The organism is Paraburkholderia sp. BCC1884 (genome assembly GCF_900996225.1).
GTDB lineage: Bacteria > Pseudomonadota > Gammaproteobacteria > Burkholderiales > Burkholderiaceae > Paraburkholderia.
The window spans coordinates 782,287-800,966 of record NZ_CAAJGL010000068.1; the positions used below are offsets into that span (position 1 = coordinate 782,287).

Consider the following 18,680-nt stretch of genomic DNA (forward strand, 5'->3'; position numbering starts at 1 on the left):
AAAGCATAGTGCATCAAAAAAGTCGTTTCAATTCAGCGCTATGAATCACCAATTCGTTTCACTGTGTCGCAAAGTCGCGTATGCTTGACACGAGAATGCGATCTTGGAGAGTTTCATGGTGACTTCATCTGGCGAGCCGACTACGGCGCAGCAGGGCTACAGGAGCGGCGAGGCGGCGCGTATTGCAAAAATGCCGGTCACCACGTTGCGGATCTGGGAGCGTCGCTACGGTGTAGTCGGTCCGGCCAAAACCGCGTCAGGCCAGCGTCTGTATACGGAAGACGATGTCAGGCGACTCACTTTGATCAAATTGCTGGTCAGCCGTGGCCATGCCATCGGCGCCATCGCGCGGCTCGACCGCGAGCAATTGCAGTTTCTGGCGGCGCGCAACGCCCGCGAAGCCGGCATCACGCTTGACGCCGGCCTCGTCGAGGGAATGGAGATCCGGTTGGGGCTGGTCGGCGGCAATCTGGCGCAGCGGCTGCAGGGCAGTGGCGTCGATCTACGGCCTTATGGCGTGAGCGAGCTAACTCTGTTTGCCGATCTCGGTGAGGCGAAGCAGGGCAGCGAGAACCGCGCGCCGATCGACGCACTGCTGATCGGCGTCGACTCGTTGCAGGACGACGTCGCCGCCCAGATCGTCGCGCTCGGCGACGCGGTGCGCGCGAAGGCGATTGCGCTGGTCTATAGCTTCGGTACCGGCTCGGCGGCCGAGATTTTGCGGGTGGCGGGTGTGCGGCTCTATCGCGAGCCGGATAGTCGCACCGAATTCCGCCAGATGCTCGGCGACCTCTGCGAGCGGGTGCAGATTCGCGACCGCAGCGGCGACGAAGCCGGCTGGTCGCGTGTGCGCCGCCGCTACGACGACCGCGAGCTGGAGGCGATTGCCAACCGATCGTCCACGATTGCCTGCGAGTGTCCGCGACACCTGGCGGAGCTGGTCATGAAGCTGTCGGCGTTCGAGCGGTACAGCGACGAATGCACGTCGCGTTCGGTACAGGACGCCGCGCTGCATCGCTATCTGGGCGACGTCAGCAATCGTGCCTGTGCCATGGTCGAAGCCGCGCTCGAGCGGGTCGCGCGGGAAGAAGGCTGGTTTGCCGGGCCGCCGCCAGAGCCGCCGCAAGCCGTTCAGGAATAACGCGCGTACTGCCGTGGAGGATGCCGGATGCAACCCGATGCTGCGACGGACGCGACTGTCCGCACTCCCACCCCGGATGAGAAAAACGCGCATCTCGCGGCGCTCATCCAGCGCGTGTCGAAACACGACGTCCGGGCGTTCGAAACGCTTTACCGCGCTTCGGCACCTTGGCTGTTCGGTCTCGCGGTGCGCGTCACTCACACCAGAGAGTCCGCCGAGGACGTGGTGCAGGACGGCTTCATCAAGATCTGGCGTTTTGCCGACTCGTACGACCCGGCCCGATCTTCGCCGTCCACGTGGATGTCGGCCATCGTCAAACATCAGGCACTCGACTATTTGCGGCGCAACGCGTATTCGGCGGTGTACGTCGAGGAACTCGACGAGCGCAGCGCGCCGCTCGAAAGCGACGCGGACCCCTGGACGTTTTTCTCGCTGGATGCCGAACGTCTCGACTTCTATCTCGGCCGCCTGACGCCGGTGCAGCGGCAAGCGATTGCGCTGGCTTATTTTCGGGGTCAATCGCAGGCGGAAATCGCCCGCACACTCGACGCGCCGATCGGCACCGTCAAATCGTGGATCAGCCGTGGGCTTGAATCGCTGCGCACGATCATCGATACGCGGCACGCTCCGCCTCATGGCGGCTTCTACTGATTCCGTGCGCCGCGGCAACGGCGCCACCGCAACACTTTATTTTCTGGTCTGCCAGGCTGGCTGGTTCGTCTGCGTGCTGAGCGCGGCGCGTGGGGCGGCGTGGCTCGGCCTGCTGTTCGCGGCATGCGCTGTCGCCTGGCATCTGGCGCGCGTTCCTGAGCCGGGCCGTGAAGCACGTCTGCTGGTGGTGAGCGTGGTGCTCGGCATGGGGTGGGAGAGCGTGCTGGTTTATTCAGGATTGCTTGCCTATCAGACGGGTACGTTGGTCGAAGGAATCGCGCCTTACTGGCTCGGTGCGCTGTGGGCGTTGTTCGCGATTCAGTTCAACGTCGTGTACGTCTGGCTGCGTGGTCGACCGCTGCTTGCCGCGATCCTCGGCGCGGCGGCCGGGCCATTGTCGTTTCGCGCCGGCGCCGCGCTCGGCGCAGTGCATTTCAATCGGCCTGTCGCTGCGTGGATCGTGCTCGCGCTTGGCTGGGCCGTGCTGTTGCCGGTGCTGTTGCGGCTTGCGCAGCATTGGGACGGCGTGCACGGCGCACGCGTGAGCGACTGAAGCGCGCGCGGCACGGCACGAGACGGCGGCAGCACGCGGATGCCATGTGTGGATGCAATGCGTGGACGCGGAACGGCCCTTGCTGGAAAGTCGTCTGGTTGACGTTCCCTTGACCTTCCGCCTATCCGCACCGCGCTAAAGGAGCCGCAAACTATGAAGCCCTATATCGTCGCCCACATGATGTCCTCGCTCGACGGCCGCAGTCTCACCGACGGCTGGCATCTCGACTATGCCTCCGACCTTTATGAAAGTACCGCTGCCACCTTCGAAGCCGACGGCTGGATCTGCGGACGCGTGACCATGCAGGAGATTTCGCACGGCACGGACTATCCGCGCGGGCTCGCCAAAGGCACCGTGCCGCGCGTCGATCACTTTGTCGAGCGCAAGGCGTCGCAATACGCAATATCGATCGATCCGCAAGGGAAAGTCATGTGGAAGAGCAACACGGCGCTCAAGTCGCACGTGATCGAAGTGCTGACCGAACAGGTCGCGGACGACTACCTTGCTTACCTGCAGTCGATCGGCGTGTCCTATGTGTTCGGCGGCAAAAGCGAGATCGATCTCGACAAGGTGATGCAAACCTTGGCGCGCGAGTTAGGCGTAAAGAAGCTGATCGTGGAAGGCGGCTCACACGTGAGCGGCGCATTCGTGAATGCAGGTCTCGTCGACGAAGTCAGCGTGCTGATTTTGCCCTTGGTGGATGGCCGGACCGAGCACCCGTCTTCGTTCGAAGTGGCGATGGACAAATGGCAGGCGCCTGCCTATCTGAAGCTGGCGTCGGTGGAGAAAACGGAGCACGACGCGGTTTGGCTGCGTTATACCAGGCCGTGACAGTCAAGCACGGAGACGCCGTGTAGAGCGGCGTCAATTCAGAGCGAGTTTGATGATGCAACCAAGGACGAACACGAGCAGGACGGCGGCAACGGCCATATTCAGCGGGTAGCGCATGCTTCACCAGAGACTAGCGTTTCGGTGCCCCTATCCTAATCACCTGACGGAAGATGAAAAGTGGTCAGTGACTCGGCAATGTGGGACAACTAACGCAGCGAGCGCATGGACCGCTCACCCTCGTGGCGGGAACGCTTCCACGCGTGGTGGTAAGTGTCAAACTTGCCGTGGCCCTTTTTTCGGCCGGAAAAAATAGCCGCCGGCTCGAACCGGATCACCCGCTTCAGCGGGTACTTCATTTAGCTGGCGAGCCACGCCGTGCCGGCCGCTTTCATGTCGATCTCCAATTGGCTGCCTTTCGTGGCAAAGACACGCTGTACCGGAAAACCGCTTTTGTCGAGGAGATAAGCAAGCGGCGCGTATTCGCGCGGGTAGTGGTCAACGGTCGCGCTATCGATATCGACCACGCCGCGTGGAAAACTAAACGATCCCATGTCGTAAATGCTCTGGCGTTTGATGATTTTCCACGCGCCGTTGCGCTTTTCGACGAGATCGAAGAAGCGGTTGTGCGAACTGCATCCCAGATGCAAATGCACGTTTTCGCCGACGATCACTGCGTTGGTTTCGACAATCGCCTTGTCGCCATTAAACGTCACGACTGGCGAGGCGACGAAGTGCTTGGTGCGCAGGTCCGATTCGCCCATGCGCATCGATGCGTCGATGAATTCGCTGGCGAGGCCTTCGAACCACGTCACCTCGATTTCGCCTTCCGGATGAAACAATTCACGCAACTGGTCCCATTGCGCGAGATCGCGGTGAATCCAGCCGGTCATCAGATCGGCGATCTTCTGGCGGTCTTCCAGGCGCGTTTGAGTGTCGGTGCTTTGCATGATGAATTCTTCTCCGTAAGTGGCGCGCGATCGTGCGGGCAATGTGTCGTCGACCCATAGCCTGGCTGCGAATCGACATCAACTCAAATAGATTGATATGATCGATCAATCAAATCGGATGATCGATCAAATGGACTTGCGTCACCTTCGTTATTTTGTCGCCGTCGCCGAAACGGGGCATTTCGGGCGCGCCGCGCAGCAATTACACATTGTGCAGCCGGCTTTGAGCATGCAGATTCGCGCGCTCGAAGAGGAGATCGGCGGCGCGCTGTTCGTTCGCACCAGCCGGCGCGTAGAGTTGACCGAGGCGGGCGCGTTGCTGCTGGTCGAAGCGCGCCGCACGCTCGCCCAGGCCGAGCGCGCGAAGAACATCGTGCAACGCTCGCTGCGTGGCGAAGCGGGCCAGGTCCGAGTCGGCTTTGCCGGCAACGCCGTGCTCGCCGGCAAGCTGATGGACGATCTGCGCGAATTGCATCGCTGCTATCCGGAAGTGGAACTGGAACTGGTCGAAATGGCGCCGCGGTTGCAATGCGAGGCGATTCTCGCCGGCGAACTCGACGTCGGTTATTGCCCGAGCATTGGCTTCGCACTCGACGCGCAACTGAGCGCGCAAACCATCGGCGTGTGGCCGATGCTGGCGGCGATGGCCGACACGCATGCGCTTGCCGCAAGGAAGCGCGTGTCGCTCAAGTCGATCGCCGCGCAGCCGCTCATCACCTATGCGGCGGATGAGGGCGAAGATATCGCCGCGCTGCTGCATCGGCAATACGGTTTCGACGTGAAGGTGGCGCATCGCGTGTCCAGCACGCTCAGTGTGCTGGCGCTGGCCGCGGCGGGGCTGGGCATTGCGCTCGTGCCCGCGCCGCTCGATCAGGTGGCGATCCCGAGCCTCGTCTATCGACCGATCGTGGAGAAGGATCTGAGCGCCGATCTCCTGTTGGTGAGCCGCGTGAACGAGACGGATGGCGCAGTGCGCGCGTTTCTCGCGCTTACGCGTGGCGTCGAGGCCGTATCAGGAAAGCCCGCGCGCAAGGCCCGAAGCCGCACCGCGCAATGAGATCGGCGGCCCGTCCGGGCCGATCGAAAGCGCTGCGGGTCCGCGTTGGCCACCGCAGCGCCGGCACTTACTGCGGCTGAGCCGGCGGCGGCATGCCGGGGGGCTGCCTGTTCGCCACCGCAAGGTCTTCCGACAAACTGGTGCGTAGTGTCGCGATGGCCTGGTCGGGATTGGCAGGCTTCAACTGCTCGCGCGCCAGCGAGTCATACACGTAGTGGCGCAGCATCGGATCCTGGGTCTTGTTCAAGACGTCGTGATACACGGCGACGATCTCGCTTTCGTGTCCGTTCAGCGAATAGAGACGGCGCAGTTGTTCCAGATCGTTGATCACCGCGAAGCTGGCGCCGTGCGGTCCCATCGGACCACCCATCGGACCACCCATCGGACCACCCATCGGACCGTGCGGACGCTCGCCATGTGCCTGATCGCCGTGCGCATGCGGCGCGTCGGGCGGCGCAGACGCTTCCTGGGCCAACGCGGCCGTCGCGGCCACAGTCAGAAGAGCGGCCAGCGCCGCGCGCAAGATTTCTTTTTTCATGAGGTTGCTCCCATTGAGACGGCACCGGCACTACAGTGCGCCGGTGCATGAGCAAAGATAGTCGAGTTGCCGTTTCGCAGGGTTACTGAAGCCGTCTTGTAACTTACCAAACCTTGCAGACGGCCGGCCGTAACGCGGCGACCTGCTCCGCGAGAGCCAGGGTGTGCCCGCTGGCGCAATGCCTCCGGATAGCGCATGATTGATCCGATGTGCCGTCCGACCCCAGAACCAGCAGGGGACGCGCGGCGCAACCCACGCCACGTGTGCAAGCGTCACAGCGACACTCGGCAACCCACGGCGCTGCACCGCCGGCGAGTCATGAACCGTTAAGGAGGATTTCGCATGGACCGACCTGACGCCGCCAATCCGTTTGGCGATTTCACCAAAATGCTGGAGCAGTTCAAGCTCCCCGGCTTCGATGTACCCGCCATCATGGAAGCGCGACGCAAGGACATGGAAGCACTGGTTCAGGCGAATCAGACCGCTTTCCAGGGAATGCAATCGCTCGCGCAGAAACAGGCTGACATGCTACGCACGACACTGGGCGAAATGCAGTCGCTGACGGGACAGTTGTCGACGGGCGGAGGCACGCCTTCGGCGAAAACCGCCGAGCTGATCCAGCAGAGTCTGCATAAGTCGCTCGCCGACATGCAGCAACTGGCGCAAGCCGCGTATCAGACGCAGGCCGAGTCGTATGCGGTGATCGCAAAACGCGTAGAAGAAAACGTGCAGGAGTTGAAGTCGCTTTTGCAGCAGCAGAAAAAGTAGTGCGCGGCAGCGCGCCGGGACGCTCGCAATGAGCGCTGCGCGTTTCGCAAACTGATCGATGCCGCGAATGACCTCACCGTCATTCGCGGCATTTTTTTATGCGCACGAAATCGGCCGCGCGCCATCAGCTTCTCTTCACACGAAAGCGCGAATGACGCGCTCTTTCATCCGATGAAAACGGCGGTTTGAGCAAAACTTTTCAGCGTGTACTTACATTCTCCGGGCAATGCCAATCGCATCGGAAATAATTTGCTGTGGCCCTGTTATTTCGTACCGATGTTCGCTTTAAACGGGTGGCATCGAAAAAAACGTACGTCTACACAGCGCCCCTCGGCGTTCCAGAGTTCGAAACTCAAACGCGCTCGAACGGCGGCTTGTCCGGCAAAGGTTTAAATCGTCCCGCAAACGATTGCAAGCCGGCCGCGCACTCGCTAAAGTTTCGCGCCGCCACTCCGTAGACGCATTCACGCAGCCCGACTGACGTGATTGCCCTACCGGCACCGTCAGTGCGGAGTGCGCCCCTGGTTTCCCCGCTCGTGATTGGCGCAATACCTCGTCACGAGCGTTTCACCTCGAAGGAATTCTCTTGAAACCGATGCTACCAATCAGCAGCATTGCTCGCGCAATGCTCGGGGCAAGCTGCGCGCTGTCGTTTGCCGCGCATGCCACGCTCGGCCAGAACGTCAGCACTGTGAATGGCGACCAGGCTCGCCTGCGCGCAGTTGCTCACACGGCCACTACGCAAAACGCGTATTCCGTACACCTGATGACGTTGCCCTCAGGCACGGTGGTGCGCGAATACGTCGGTGCCAACGGCATCGTGTTCGGCGTGGCATGGGAAGGCCCGACATTGCCCGATCTGAAAGCCATGCTCGGCAATTCGTTCGATGTCTACGTCGCCGCCACCGCCAGGCGCGGCGGCTCGCCGCTCGCCGTGTCGAATGGCGATCTGGTGGTGTACTCCGCCGGTCATCTGCGCGCCTTCGTCGGTCACGCCTATCTGCCGCAAGCGGTGCCGGCGGGTGTCGACGTCAGCGTCATTCAATAACGGAGCGAATCATGCGTAAGACGTCTTCGTTCATCACGATCCTGTCCGCGACGCTGCTTGCGTTGCTCGTTGCTGCCTGTGGTGGTGGTGGCGGTGGTGGCGGCGGTTCCAGCACGTCGACGAGTGCGTCGGCCGGTTCCACCGTGACCAATATTTCGCCTTCGCCGCAGGTGGTGGCTGCCAATGCGGTGCAGGTCAGCGTCGACTCCGGTGTGAGCAGCGTGCCGAACATGCCCTTCGTGAGCATCACGATCTGCGCGCCGGGCACGACCCAGTGTCAGACGATCGATCATGTGCTGGTGGATACCGGTTCGTGGGGCGTGCGGATTTTTGCTTCACAACTTCCCGCATCGATGTCGCTACCGCAGCAGAAGGACGCCTCGGGCAATCTGGTCGCCGAATGCATGCAGTTCTTCGACGGCCACACGTGGGGCTCGGTGAAGCTCGCCGATCTGCAGATTGCCGGTGAAAAAGCCGCTTCGCTGCCGATTCAGGTGATGGATTCGAACTACGCTTCGATGCCTGCCGAGTGTGCGACCTACGGCACCGAACGCGACACGCCGGCGACCTTGCAGGCCAACGGCATTCTGGGCATCGGCGTGTTCAAGCACGACTGCGGCGCGAAGTGCGTGCAGCAGGCCGTGACCGGCACGTACTACGGTTGCAACGGCAGCGCCTGCACGTCGATTCCGCTGGCCGAATCGCTGCAGGTCGCTAACCCGATTCCGTACTTCACGACCGACAACAACGGTTCGATGCTCAGCCTGCCGACGGTCTCGGGCGGCGCGCAGTCCGTCACCGGGCAATTGGTGTTCGGCATCGGCACGCAGACCAACAATACCTTGGGCGGTGCGCAGGTGATCGGCGTTAGCCCGTCGACGGGAACCTTCACGACCGTGCAGGGCAGCACGTCCTATTCGATGAGTATCCTCGACAGCGGTTCGACCGGTTTGTTCTTCGGCTCTACTGTCATGCCGGTGTGTGCGTCGCCGAATAGCGCTTACTACTGCCCGTCGTCGACCCAGCAGATGAGCGCGATGATTCAAGGTGTGAACGGCGTCAACAGCGCGGTCAACTTTAGCGTCGGCAATGCGGCGTCGATCGCGCAGACGTACTCCGGCGAGTCGGCGTTGCCGTTACTGGCGGGACCGTCTTTCGTGCAGTCGCCGGTGTTCGACTGGGGTCTGCCGTTCTTCTACGGGCGTAACGTGTATGCCGCCGTGGAGCAGCAGGCCACGCCGGGCGGAACGGGGCCTTACGTGGCGTATTGAGCACGAGCCGGAACGCGTCGTGACAGAAAGAAGCCCGCTGCCGGGAATCCGGCAGCGGGCTTTTTCGTCGGATACTCGTCGCATTTCAGGTGCGGGCGGCCGCGCGCTCATGGCGCGAACCGTTTAGCCGCGTTTAGCCGCGTTTCGCCGGGCGTTTGGGCGAAGCGCGCTTGTCCGCAGTGGGTTGCGGTTGAGGCGCAGGCGGAACGTTTTCCCCAGCAGGTGGCGGCGCATTAGGCACTGCGGGTTGCGACACCACATTGCCGGCCATGACAGCCTGTGCAGTCGGCTGCGCGGCCGACTCCACATCCGGCGAAAGAGATGGCGATGCAGGCAGCGGCGCCGGCTGAGAAACCGGCTGAGAAACTGGCTGAGAAGCCGGCTGAGAAACCGGCTCGTCGGCAACCCCGGCGCGCGATTCAACTGCAGTCGCCGCCAGCACTTCCGCACCCTCGGTCGGCGGCGTCGCCGCTTCGCGCGGCCGCGATTTGTCGCCCGTTTCGGCGATCACGCGATGCACGAAACGCAGCTTGTCCAGCACCGGCGCGGCCAGCGTGAACGGATAACCATCCGCCATGCCGAGACTGCGGTTCAAGCTGTTCAACGCGTAGGTGAGCGGAAACCAGCGCTTCATCAGATTTTCGAAGCTCGCGTCTTCGACCGGTGTGCGGTCGGTGAGCGTCGGCTCGCTCGGGTCGTCGGGCAACAGCGCGACGCCGTAGGCGGTCGATGTGTCGAGCACGTCGACGATTAGCATGTAGTGCGCCCACGTCTCGGCCCAGTCTTCCCATGGATGCATCGTGGCATACGCGCTGATGTACGACGCCTGCCAGTCGGCCGGCGCGCCGTCGCGGTAGTAGGCGTTCAGCGCTTCGCCGTAGTCGACGCTCTCGTCGCCGAACAGCGCGCGGAACGGCTCGAGCCAGTGCGGATCGTGCTCCACCAGCTGGCTGAAGTAGTAATGCCCCGTCTCATGACGAAAGTGGCCGAGCAGCGTGCGATACGGCTCGCCCATCGCGGTACGCACCTTCTCGCGGTAGGCGTCGTCCGCTTCGGCGATGTTCAGCGTGATGAGGCCGTTGTCATGCCCGGTCATGACGCGCGAGCCGTCGCCGCCGTCCTCCAGGAACTCGAACGCGAGGCCGTGTTCGGGATCGGCCTGGCGCGACTTCACGTCGAGACCCAACTCGGCGAGCGTGTACAGCAGCCGCCGTTTCGCCATTTCCAGCCGATACCAGTAGAGCCGGTTGTCCGGCGCGCTCAGGTTCGGAATCGTGCGTGTCAGCTGACAGGCGCGGCACAGCACATCGGGCGACTCGGCCGGGATCATCCAGTTGCAGACGTTTTCTACCGCGTAGTTATGGCACTGCCGGAATAACGCGCCGTCGGCGGTCGGGTGCAGGCTGCGCCAATTGCCCTCGCCGGCGTCTTCGAAGGCGCTGATTTCGGCCAGTTCAGGCACGTAGCCCAGCAGGGACTCACAGCGTTCGCAACGAACGTTCTCGTAAAAGACCAGGTGCGAGCAGTGATTGCAGTGGAAGGTTTTCATCGATCGGGACCGGGTGGTGGAGAGCAGTCGTGGGCGAACACCGGCCGCAATCTTCATGCCGCATTTGCCAGACGTCACTGGTTTAACGCACATTACGTGCATGATCGTGCATTCATGCTGCGCCGCTTTGGTGCGTGGCGCGGAAAAAAGCGGGAGAGGTACGCGTTATTCGGGCGACCGGACGTCCGGCAAACGCGGGATAGTTCGCAGCGGGCAATGATCCGGGCTGTGCAGGCGGTTTACGTGGTTTTCTGCGCGGCTTTCACAAACGGCATGAAGCTTGCTTTTTGGCGGGCTGCCATCCTTCGTCCAGGAGTCAGGTGTGTCCATACGCGTCGCGTTGCATCATGTCACACATTACCGCTACGACAGGCTGGTATCGCTGTCGCCCCAGGTCGTGCGTCTCAGGCCTGCGCCGCATTGCCGGACCCCCATCCTGTCCTACTCGATGCGGGTCGAACCGGCGGAACACTTCATCAACTGGCAGCAGGATGCGTTCGCCAACTATCAGGCACGCCTCGTCTTTCCGGAGAAGACGCGAGAATTCAAGGTGACCGTCGATCTGATCGCCGAAATGGCGGTCTATAACCCGTTCGACTTCTTTCTCGAACCGTCGGCCGAACAATTCCCGTTCGACTACGATCCCGGCCTCGCGCTGGAACTGGCGCCGTACCGCGTCAAGCGTCCCATGACGCCGCTGTTCGCCGACTTCGTCGCGAGCATCGACCGCACGCCGACCGCCACCGCCGACTTTCTGGTCGCCCTGAACCAGCGGCTGCAGCACGAGATCCGCTACCTGATCCGCATGGAGCCCGGCGTGCAGACGCCCGAGGAGACGCTCGAAAGCGCAGCCGGTTCATGCCGCGATTCAGGCTGGCTGCTGGTCGAGACCTTGCGGCAACTGGGGCTGGCGGCGCGTTTCGTATCGGGTTATCTGTTGCAGCTGGCGCCCGATGTGAAATCCATCGACGGCCCGAGCGGCACCGAAGTCGACTTCACCGACCTGCACGCATGGTGCGAGGTCTACCTGCCGGGCGCGGGCTGGATCGGGCTCGACCCGACGTCCGGGCTGCTGGCCGGCGAAGGTCACATCCCCGTCGCCTGCACGCCCGAGCCGGGCAGTGCCGCGCCGATTTCCGGCGCGGTCGATGAGTCCGAGGTCGAGTTCGAGCACACCATGTCGATCGAACGGGTGCTGGAGACGCCGCGCGTCACCAGGCCGTTCAGCGAAGCGGTCTGGAACGACGTGCTGAAAATGGGCGCTCAGGTCGACCAGCAACTCGCCGACATGGACGTGCGTCTGACGATGGGCGGCGAGCCCACCTTCGTGTCGGTACGCGATCGCGACGCCGACGAATGGAACACCGACGCGCTCGGCCCGACCAAGCGCGGCTACGCGGTCGCGCTGATGGACAAGCTGCGCTCGCGCTACGGTGCGAACGGCTTCCTGCACATCGGCCAGGGCAAGTGGTATCCGGGCGAGCAGTTGCCGCGCTGGGCCATGTCGCTGTACTGGCGTGCCGACGGCGAGCCTTGCTGGCAAGACCCCGCGCTGTTCGCCGACGAGCGCGAGCCCGGCAACTATACGGCAGCCGACGCGCAACGCTTCCTCGCGCATCTGGCGGGCAAGCTTTCGCTGGAGACGGACGGCATTCAGCCCGGTTTCGAAGACGTCTGGTATTACCTGTGGCGCGAGCGTCGTCTGCCGGTCAACGTCGATCCGCTCGACGCGCGTCTCGACGACGAACTGGAACGCGTGCGCCTGCGCCGCGTGTTCGATGCGGGCCTTGGCGGCCCGACAGGTTACGTAATGCCGCTCGGCCGTGAGCGCGACACGCCGCACGAAGCGCCGAAGTGGGTCAGCGGGCGCTGGTTCTTCCGCGATGAACGCATGTTCCTGATTCCGGGCGATTCGCCGATGGGTTATCGCCTGCCGCTCGATTCGCTGCCGTGGGTATCGAAGACCGACTATCCGTATCAGCACGCCCACGATCCGTTCGCACCGGCCGTACCCTTACGCTCGGCCACGCAGTTGCGCATGCAATACGACGGCGAACAACGCACCATGAGTGCCGCCGATGCGCGGCAAGTGGCGGCGCTGTCGTCGTCGGCGGCGGATTTGCTGAGCGGCATGCCGGGCAGCGGGGCGCTCGCCTACGCACGCGGCGGCCCGGAGGCGGCTGGCGGTACGCCGCCGGCGCGCGGGGTGTCGTCGAAGGAAACCTTGCGCACGGCGATCTGCGTGGAAGCGCGCGACCCGAAACGCGCGGCCGGCCCGAAGGCCGAAGTCGAGGCGTTCGGCAGCGGCCGCACGCTGTTGCATGTGTTCATGCCGCCGCTCACCGAACTCGACGACTATCTCGACCTGCTTGCCGCGATCGAAGCAACGGCGTCCGAGTTGAAGATGCAGGTCGTGCTCGAAGGCTACCCGCCGCCGCGCGACGCGCGTCTGAAGGTGTTGCAGGTGACGCCCGACCCCGGCGTGATCGAGGTGAACATTCACCCGGCGTCGAGCTGGGACCAACTGGTCGATCATACGGAGTATCTGTATCAGTCCGCGTCGGAAAGCTATCTGAGCAGCGAGAAGTTCATGACCGACGGCCGGCATACGGGAACCGGCGGCGGCAATCACTTCGTGCTCGGCGGCGCGACGCCCGCCGACAGTCCGTTCCTGCGGCGTCCCGATCTGCTGGCGAGTCTGATTGCGTACTGGCACAACCATCCCTCGCTGTCTTATCTGTTCTCGGGTCTGTTCATCGGACCGACCAGCCAGGCGCCGCGTATCGACGAAGCGCGCAACGATCAGGTGTATGAACTCGAAGTGGCGTTTCGCGAGTTGCAGCGGCAGATCGATCTGCTTGGCGGGCGCGAGAGCGCGAATCTGCCGGCGTGGATGATCGACCGTTCGCTGCGCAATATCCTGATCGACGTGACGGGCAACACGCACCGCGCTGAGTTCTGCATCGACAAGCTTTATTCGCCCGATGGTCCGACCGGGCGCCTCGGCCTGCTCGAATTGCGCGGCTTCGAAATGCCGCCGCACGCGCGCATGAGTCTCGTGCAGCAGTTGTTGCTGCGCGCGCTGGTGGCGCGTTTCTGGCACACGCCGTACACGCAGCGGCTCACCCGCTGGGGCACTGAATTGCACGACCGCTTCCTGCTCGGCACCTTCGTGAAGATGGATTTCGACGACGTGCTCGGCGAACTGAACCGCACAGGTTTCGCATTCGATAGCGAGTGGTTCGCGCCGCACTTCGAATTCCGCTTCCCGCTGGTCGGCGCGACGACCGTCGACGGCGTGTCGCTGACGATCCGCAACGCCCTCGAACCCTGGCATGTGATGGGCGAGGAGGGCTCGGCGGGCGGCACGGTGCGCTACGTGGATTCGTCGGTGGAACGCCTCGAAGTGCGTGCCTTGGGGCTCAACGACAACCGTCACGTGGTGACCGTGAACGGCGTGCCGGTGCCTTTGCAGCCGACCGGCCGCGTCAGCGAATATGTGGGCGGCGTGCGCTTTCGCGCGTGGGCGCAACCGTCGGCGCTGCATCCCACCATTGGCGTGGACGCGCCGCTCACTTTCGACCTCGTCGATACATGGACCGGGCGCTCGGTGGGCGGATGCCAGTATCATGTCGCTCATCCGGGCGGGCGCAACTACCAGACCTTCCCGGTCAACGCCTACGAGGCGGAAAGCCGGCGGCGCGCGCGTTTCTTCGCGTCGGGTCATACGCCGGGGCCGCTCACGGTCGACATGCCGCAGCGCAGTCTGGAGTTTCCGTTCACGCTCGATCTGCGCTACTGGTAAACCGCCCACACTTAAAACGACACGACCTTGGCCTTTCAATCGACTTTTCCCTTCGAGACGTCCGCCGCGCGCGCGGACGCATCGTCCCTGTTGCGCCTGTTGCCGGCCTACGAGGGACACTGGGACGAGTTGCGCGACGCGTCGGGGGCGTTGCGCGAGCCGTGGCGGCAATTCTTCGAACGGCTCGGCGAAGGCGGGATCGCGCGGCTGGACGATCACCGCGCGTCGATCGCGCAGCAGATCCGCGACAACGACATCAGCTACAACGTCTACGCGGACAACGGCGAGCCCCGTCCCTGGGCGCTCGATCTGCTGCCGTTCCTGATCAGCGAGGAAGAATGGGCGCATATCGAACAGGGCGTGACACAGCGCGCGCATCTGCTCAACGCGATCGTCGCCGATATCTACGGGCCGCAGACCTTGTTACAGCGTGGGCAACTGCCGCCCGCGCTGGTGTTCGGCCATCCCGGCTATCTGCGCCCGGTGAAAGGCTACACGCCGCCCGGCGGGCAGTTCCTGCAAGTGGTCGCGGTCGATCTGGCGCGCACGCCGGGTGGCGACTGGACCGTCATGAGCCATCGCACCGAGGCGCCGTCCGGGCTCGGCTATGCGTTGGAAAACCGCCTGATCGTCTCCGCGCTGTTCGCCGATCCGTTCCGTGCGCTGCGGGTGAGCCGACTGGCACCGACCTATTCCGCGCTGATCGCCACGCTCGTGCAGGCGGCGCAAGCGACGATGCGGCCGGACAGCGAAGGTGCGCAGACCTCGCCTCATATTGCGCTGCTTACGCCGGGGCCCTTCAGCGAAACCTATTTCGAGCACGTATTTCTGGCGCGCTATCTCGGCGTCACGCTGGTCGAAGGCAAGGACCTGACCGTGCGCGACGACAAGCTGTTTCTGAAAACGCTCGGCGGACTCGAGCGGGTGCATGTCGTACTGCGCCGTCTCGACGACGCCTTCTGCGACCCGGTGGAATTGCGCGCCGATTCGAGCATCGGCGTGCCCGGTCTGTTGCAGGTGATGCGCGCGGGCAACGTGATTGTCTCCAACGTGCCGGGTTCGGGCTTCGTGGAGTCGCCGGCCTTGCACGGATTCTTGCCCGGCATCGCCGAAGTGCTGCTCGGCGAAGACCTCGTGTTGCCGAGCGTGCCGACCTGGTGGTGCGGCGAAAAAGCCGCGCGCGAGCACGCGTTCGCGCGTCTGGACGAAGGGTTCATCGTGCCGACCTGGCCGGTGGCCGCGCGCGATGCGCCGCCCGGTGTCGAGCAGGGCAGGCAGAAGCTCGCCACGTGGCGCGAGCGCATCGAAGCCATGCCGGACGCCTACACGATCCAGCAACCGCAGCGCTTCTCCAGCACGCCGCGCTATGAGGACGGCACCATCGGCCGTCGCCCGTCGGTGCTGCGCGTCTATGCGATTGCCGATGCCAATGGCGGCTGGCATGTGATGCCGGGCGGCTTCACGCGGATGGCCGCCGAACGCCAGACGACGGTGTCGATGCAATACGGCGGCAGCAGCGTCGACACGTGGGTCTTGTCGAGTCAGCCGACTTCGACTTTCACGCTGCTGCCTTCGCCGATGCAGCCCGCCGATCTCGCGCGCAAGCATCGCACCGTGTCGAGCCGCGCGGCGGAAAACCTCTTCTGGGCGGGCCGTTACGGCGAACGCGCCGAAAACAACGTGCGCCTGATGCGGCTGATTCTCGGCTCGCTGGAAGGCAACGACGCCGACGCGATGTTCCCCACCCTGGTCGAACTCGCCATGTACTGCGGGCTCGTGCAGTCCGGCGACCTGTTCTCGCCGCATTCGCCACAAGCCTTCGAGCGCGCGCTCGTCGCAAACCTGAGCGAGAGCACGGGAGCGGCGAGCATCGGCCAGAACCTGAACTGTCAGGCACGCTCGAATGGCGAGGTGCGCGGCCGGCTGTCGAACGACCATTGGCGCACGATTCTCGCGGCGCGCAATGACTTCCGCGATGCGCTGCAGACGCTGATGCCGACGCCGGGATTCAGCGCCGCAGGTTCGTCGGGCAATGGCAACGGTTCGAGCAGCCGCTACGATCGTTATGACCGCATCATCCTGATGAACGCGCTCGAGCGGCTGTCGGTGCAGCTATCGGCGATCAGCGGGGCGCAAGGCGATCGCATGACGCGCGACGAAGCATGGCGGCTGCTGTTCGTCGGACGGCATATCGAACGCGTATCGGCGATGGCGGCGATTTTGCGTGTGGTCGCCGATAACGGCCAACTCGCGACGCCCGCGGGTTTCGATCTGTTGCTGCAACTCTTCGACAGCACGCTGACTTATCGTTCGCTCTATCCGGGCCGCTTCGAAGTGCCTGCATTGCTCGATCTGCTCGTCATCGAGCCGACCAATCCGCGGGGTCTGTATGGCGTGTACGAACGTCTGCGTAAGAAGCTCGATGAGATCGCGGTGTCGGCAGGCAGCATGCGACATCGTCCGTTTGCGGAATTGATGCCGCCCGCCGCGTCCTTGCCGACGCTGGAGGCGCTCTGCACCGTCGACGAAAACGGTGTCTACGCCGACCTGATTGCGGTTTGCGATCAGATCGGCAGCTATGTCGGCGCGGCCGCGCATGAAATCAGCGCGCGCTATTTCAGTCACGCAAGCACGGTCGCCTCGCAGGTGTGGTCATGAAGAACGCGCCGACCGTGCTGTCCGTCTCGCATCGCACCACCTATCGCTATTCCACGTACGTGGAGACCGCGCAGCATCTCGCCACGATCCGGCCGATTGCCTGCTCGTGGCAACGCGTGGTGTCGCACAGCGAACAGATCGAGCCCGAGCCGTCGTATCTGACCAGTCGCATCGACGCCTTCGGCAACGACGTGCTGTACTTCGCGCTCGACGCGCCGCACGAGCGCCTGCAACTCGTCAGCGAAACCACGGTGGCGTTGACGCCGCGCTGGACCGACCTCGATGTGGACGCGACGCCGAAATGGGAAGACGTGGCTACCGCGCTGCGATTTCGCGTCGGCGGTCAATTCCGGCCCGAGGTGCAGTTCTGTTTCGCGTCGCCGAACATCGTGCCGCGGCCGTCGCTACGCGCCTATGCGTTGCCGAGTTTTCCGCCCGGCATGCCGATCGCCGCGGGCGCGATCGATCTGATGCATCGCATTCACGAAGACTTCGCCTACAAACCGTCCGCGACGATGTTCGATACGCCCGCCGAGCGCGCCTTCGAACTGAAGAGCGGGGTATGCCAGGATTTTGCACAGGTGATGATCGGCTGCCTGCGCTCGCTGGGGTTGCCGGCGCGTTACGTGAGCGGCTATCTGCGTAACGATCCGCCGCCTGGCCAGCCGCGTCTGATCGGCGCGGATGCGTCGCATGCGTGGGTGTCGGTGTATTGCCCCGGCAGTGGCTGGATCGACCTCGACCCGACCAATGACGTGCTGGCCGATATGGATCACGTGACGCTGGCAATCGGACGCGATTACAGCGACGTATCGCTGCTGCGCGGGATGATTCTGGGCGGCGGTGCGCATCGGGTGGAAGTCGGCGTGACGGTGCTCGCGCTTTAGAGCTTCCTGCGTGCCGCTTTCTCGTCCGAGGAATTGCGTCGACGCTGGCGTCCGATGCCCGAAACTCGCGCATTCATCCTTCTCGGGGGAAAACCCTTGCCGCTCATTCCCATTCAGCGGGAATCCGATTTTTGAAATTCGAGAACGTTCTGGCATTCTGAGTCCGTGATTGATTGCGGGCGGTGTCATCGTGAATGCGGAACAGGGTGTGACGGGAGCTGAACGGGTTTTGCTGGTGCTGGCCGCGCTCGCGAGCCACGGCAAGGCTATGTCGGTGAAGGATCTGCTGGCCGTCACGGGACTCGCGCAAAGCACGCTGTACCGGCAGATCGCCTTGCTCAAGCGTTGGGGTTTCGTCGCGGAAAACGCGGGACATTACGCGCCGGGCCCGATCAGCTTGCAACTCGCTCTCGGTTTCGATGTGAACTCCTTGCTGGTCGAAGCGAGCCGCAGCGAGATGCAGCAACTGGCGCGCGCCTCGCAGGAAAGCATCGGGCTGGTGGTGGCCGTCAAGCATCAGGTGATGTGCCTGGAAATGGTCGACAGTCAGCATTCGCTGCGCTGTTCGTTTGAGAAAGGCCGAGCCGTTCCGCTCAAAGCAGGCGCTTCCGCCAAATCGCTGCTGGCCTTCATGGCCGATAAGGCCCGCACCGAAGTGCTCGATATCGCCTTCGACAACGACCCCGCCGGTCGTGCCGCCATTGAAACCGAACTCGAACAGATTCGCGCCCAAGGCTACGCGGTCAGCGACAGCGAAGTCGACCCGGGCGTGTGGGGCGTGAGCGCGCCGATTTTTCATCGTAGCGGACGCGGCGTCGGCAGCAGCGCGTCGATCACCTTGATGGCGCCGTCCACGCGCGCCCTGGGCCGCGAAAACCTATTCATCGACGGGACGCTACGTACGGCCCGCGCTATTTCCGAGCACATGCAAACCGATTGACCGGACGATACCCTTTACCGCGGGGAGTCAATCCGG

The 18,680-nt window shown here is 63.5% G+C and carries 14 protein-coding genes and 1 pseudogene; 12 read left to right on the forward strand and 3 right to left on the reverse strand.

All coding sequences use genetic code 11. From position 1 onward, the window contains the following. The first annotated feature begins 115 nt into the window (after positions 1-115). The 4 genes from FQ705_RS10440 (at position 116) to FQ705_RS10455 (ending at position 3,176) form a co-directional block, all read left to right on the forward strand. Positions 116-1,141 carry a MerR family transcriptional regulator gene (locus tag FQ705_RS10440; RefSeq protein ID WP_144140473.1) on the forward strand — a complete coding sequence of 342 codons (1,026 nt, stop codon included), beginning with the start codon at positions 116-118 and terminating at the stop codon, positions 1,139-1,141. Positions 1,142-1,168: 27 nt separating this feature from the next. Continuing rightward, positions 1,169-1,792 carry an RNA polymerase sigma factor gene (locus tag FQ705_RS10445; protein WP_144140475.1) on the forward strand — a complete coding sequence of 208 codons (624 nt, stop codon included), beginning with the start codon at positions 1,169-1,171 and terminating at the stop codon, positions 1,790-1,792. Then, positions 1,776-2,345, forward strand: a complete 570-nt coding sequence (locus FQ705_RS10450; RefSeq protein WP_144140477.1) for a DUF2878 domain-containing protein — start codon at positions 1,776-1,778, stop codon at positions 2,343-2,345. The genes FQ705_RS10445 and FQ705_RS10450 overlap by 17 nt, the downstream gene beginning before the upstream one ends. Positions 2,346-2,498: 153 nt before the next feature. Beyond that, positions 2,499-3,176 (forward strand): dihydrofolate reductase family protein, encoded by a 678-nt coding sequence (locus FQ705_RS10455; protein ID WP_144140479.1) that lies wholly within the window; start codon positions 2,499-2,501, stop codon positions 3,174-3,176. 356 nt (positions 3,177-3,532) lie between these two features. On the opposite strand, the gene FQ705_RS10460 is transcribed toward FQ705_RS10455, so the two are convergent. Continuing rightward, positions 3,533-4,123, reverse strand: a complete 591-nt coding sequence (locus FQ705_RS10460) for a nuclear transport factor 2 family protein (RefSeq protein ID WP_144140481.1) — start codon at positions 4,121-4,123, stop codon at positions 3,533-3,535. 97 nt (positions 4,124-4,220) lie between these two features. Here FQ705_RS10460 and FQ705_RS10465 point away from each other — a divergent pair, with 97 nt between their 5' ends. Next, positions 4,221-5,180 carry a LysR substrate-binding domain-containing protein gene (locus FQ705_RS10465; protein ID WP_260854436.1) on the forward strand — a complete coding sequence of 320 codons (960 nt, stop codon included), beginning with the start codon at positions 4,221-4,223 and terminating at the stop codon, positions 5,178-5,180. Positions 5,181-5,247: 67 nt separating this feature from the next. Here the strand turns inward: FQ705_RS10465 and FQ705_RS10470 are convergent, their stop codons facing one another. Further along, positions 5,248-5,718, reverse strand: a complete 471-nt coding sequence (locus FQ705_RS10470) for a hypothetical protein (RefSeq protein ID WP_144140483.1) — start codon at positions 5,716-5,718, stop codon at positions 5,248-5,250. Positions 5,719-6,060: 342 nt separating this feature from the next. Here FQ705_RS10470 and FQ705_RS10475 point away from each other — a divergent pair, with 342 nt between their 5' ends. The 3 genes from FQ705_RS10475 to FQ705_RS10485 all read left to right on the forward strand — a co-directional run bounded on the left by FQ705_RS10475 (position 6,061) and on the right by FQ705_RS10485 (position 8,805). Beyond that, positions 6,061-6,486 (forward strand): phasin family protein, encoded by a 426-nt coding sequence (locus tag FQ705_RS10475; protein ID WP_144140485.1) that lies wholly within the window; start codon positions 6,061-6,063, stop codon positions 6,484-6,486. A gap of 595 nt (positions 6,487-7,081) precedes the next feature. Continuing rightward, positions 7,082-7,534, forward strand: a complete 453-nt coding sequence (locus FQ705_RS10480; protein ID WP_186307862.1) for a DUF2844 domain-containing protein — start codon at positions 7,082-7,084, stop codon at positions 7,532-7,534. 11 nt (positions 7,535-7,545) lie between these two features. After that, positions 7,546-8,805: a DUF3443 domain-containing protein gene (locus FQ705_RS10485; protein WP_144140489.1), complete on the forward strand. Its 1,260-nt coding sequence runs from the start codon at positions 7,546-7,548 to the stop codon at positions 8,803-8,805. A 484-nt stretch (positions 8,806-9,289) separates the two neighbouring features. Here the strand turns inward: FQ705_RS10485 and FQ705_RS10490 are convergent. Continuing rightward, positions 9,290-10,354 (reverse strand): annotated as a pseudogene (locus FQ705_RS10490) (putative zinc-binding metallopeptidase); the annotation flags it as partial. A gap of 322 nt (positions 10,355-10,676) precedes the next feature. Here FQ705_RS10490 and FQ705_RS10495 point away from each other — a divergent pair. The 4 genes from FQ705_RS10495 to FQ705_RS10510 all read left to right on the forward strand — a co-directional run bounded on the left by FQ705_RS10495 (position 10,677) and on the right by FQ705_RS10510 (position 18,644). Further along, positions 10,677-14,159, forward strand: coding sequence for a DUF2126 domain-containing protein (locus FQ705_RS10495; protein ID WP_144140493.1), 3,483 nt, complete (start codon positions 10,677-10,679; stop codon positions 14,157-14,159). A gap of 27 nt (positions 14,160-14,186) precedes the next feature. Continuing rightward, complete coding sequence (locus FQ705_RS10500; RefSeq protein WP_144140495.1) at positions 14,187-16,817, forward strand: circularly permuted type 2 ATP-grasp protein; 2,631 nt, start codon at positions 14,187-14,189, stop codon at positions 16,815-16,817. Beyond that, entirely contained in the window at positions 16,814-17,704 is an 891-nt protein-coding gene (locus FQ705_RS10505) for a transglutaminase domain-containing protein (protein ID WP_144140497.1), read from the forward strand. Before FQ705_RS10500 ends, FQ705_RS10505 begins: the two co-directional genes overlap by 4 nt. A 190-nt stretch (positions 17,705-17,894) precedes the next feature. Continuing rightward, positions 17,895-18,644: an IclR family transcriptional regulator gene (locus tag FQ705_RS10510; RefSeq protein ID WP_144140499.1), complete on the forward strand. Its 750-nt coding sequence runs from the start codon at positions 17,895-17,897 to the stop codon at positions 18,642-18,644. Positions 18,645-18,680 lie beyond the last annotated feature (36 nt).

Excerpts from the sequence above, each read along its gene's own strand:
- FQ705_RS10445 (WP_144140475.1), top strand. The coding sequence starts at position 1,169 with ATGCAACCCGATGCTGCGACGGACGCGACTGTCCGCACTCCCACCCCG.
- FQ705_RS10440 (WP_144140473.1), top strand. The coding sequence starts at position 116 with ATGGTGACTTCATCTGGCGAGCCGACTACGGCGCAGCAGGGCTACAGG.
- FQ705_RS10475 (WP_144140485.1), top strand. The coding sequence starts at position 6,061 with ATGGACCGACCTGACGCCGCCAATCCGTTTGGCGATTTCACCAAAATG.
- FQ705_RS10465 (WP_260854436.1), top strand. The coding sequence starts at position 4,221 with ATGATCGATCAATCAAATCGGATGATCGATCAAATGGACTTGCGTCAC.
- FQ705_RS10480 (WP_186307862.1), top strand. The coding sequence starts at position 7,082 with ATGCTACCAATCAGCAGCATTGCTCGCGCAATGCTCGGGGCAAGCTGC.
- FQ705_RS10460 (WP_144140481.1), bottom strand. The coding sequence starts at position 4,123 with ATGCAAAGCACCGACACTCAAACGCGCCTGGAAGACCGCCAGAAGATC.
- FQ705_RS10470 (WP_144140483.1), bottom strand. The coding sequence starts at position 5,718 with ATGAAAAAAGAAATCTTGCGCGCGGCGCTGGCCGCTCTTCTGACTGTG.
- FQ705_RS10450 (WP_144140477.1), top strand. The coding sequence starts at position 1,776 with ATGGCGGCTTCTACTGATTCCGTGCGCCGCGGCAACGGCGCCACCGCA.
- FQ705_RS10505 (WP_144140497.1), top strand. The coding sequence starts at position 16,814 with ATGAAGAACGCGCCGACCGTGCTGTCCGTCTCGCATCGCACCACCTAT.
- FQ705_RS10455 (WP_144140479.1), top strand. The coding sequence starts at position 2,499 with ATGAAGCCCTATATCGTCGCCCACATGATGTCCTCGCTCGACGGCCGC.
- FQ705_RS10485 (WP_144140489.1), top strand. The coding sequence starts at position 7,546 with ATGCGTAAGACGTCTTCGTTCATCACGATCCTGTCCGCGACGCTGCTT.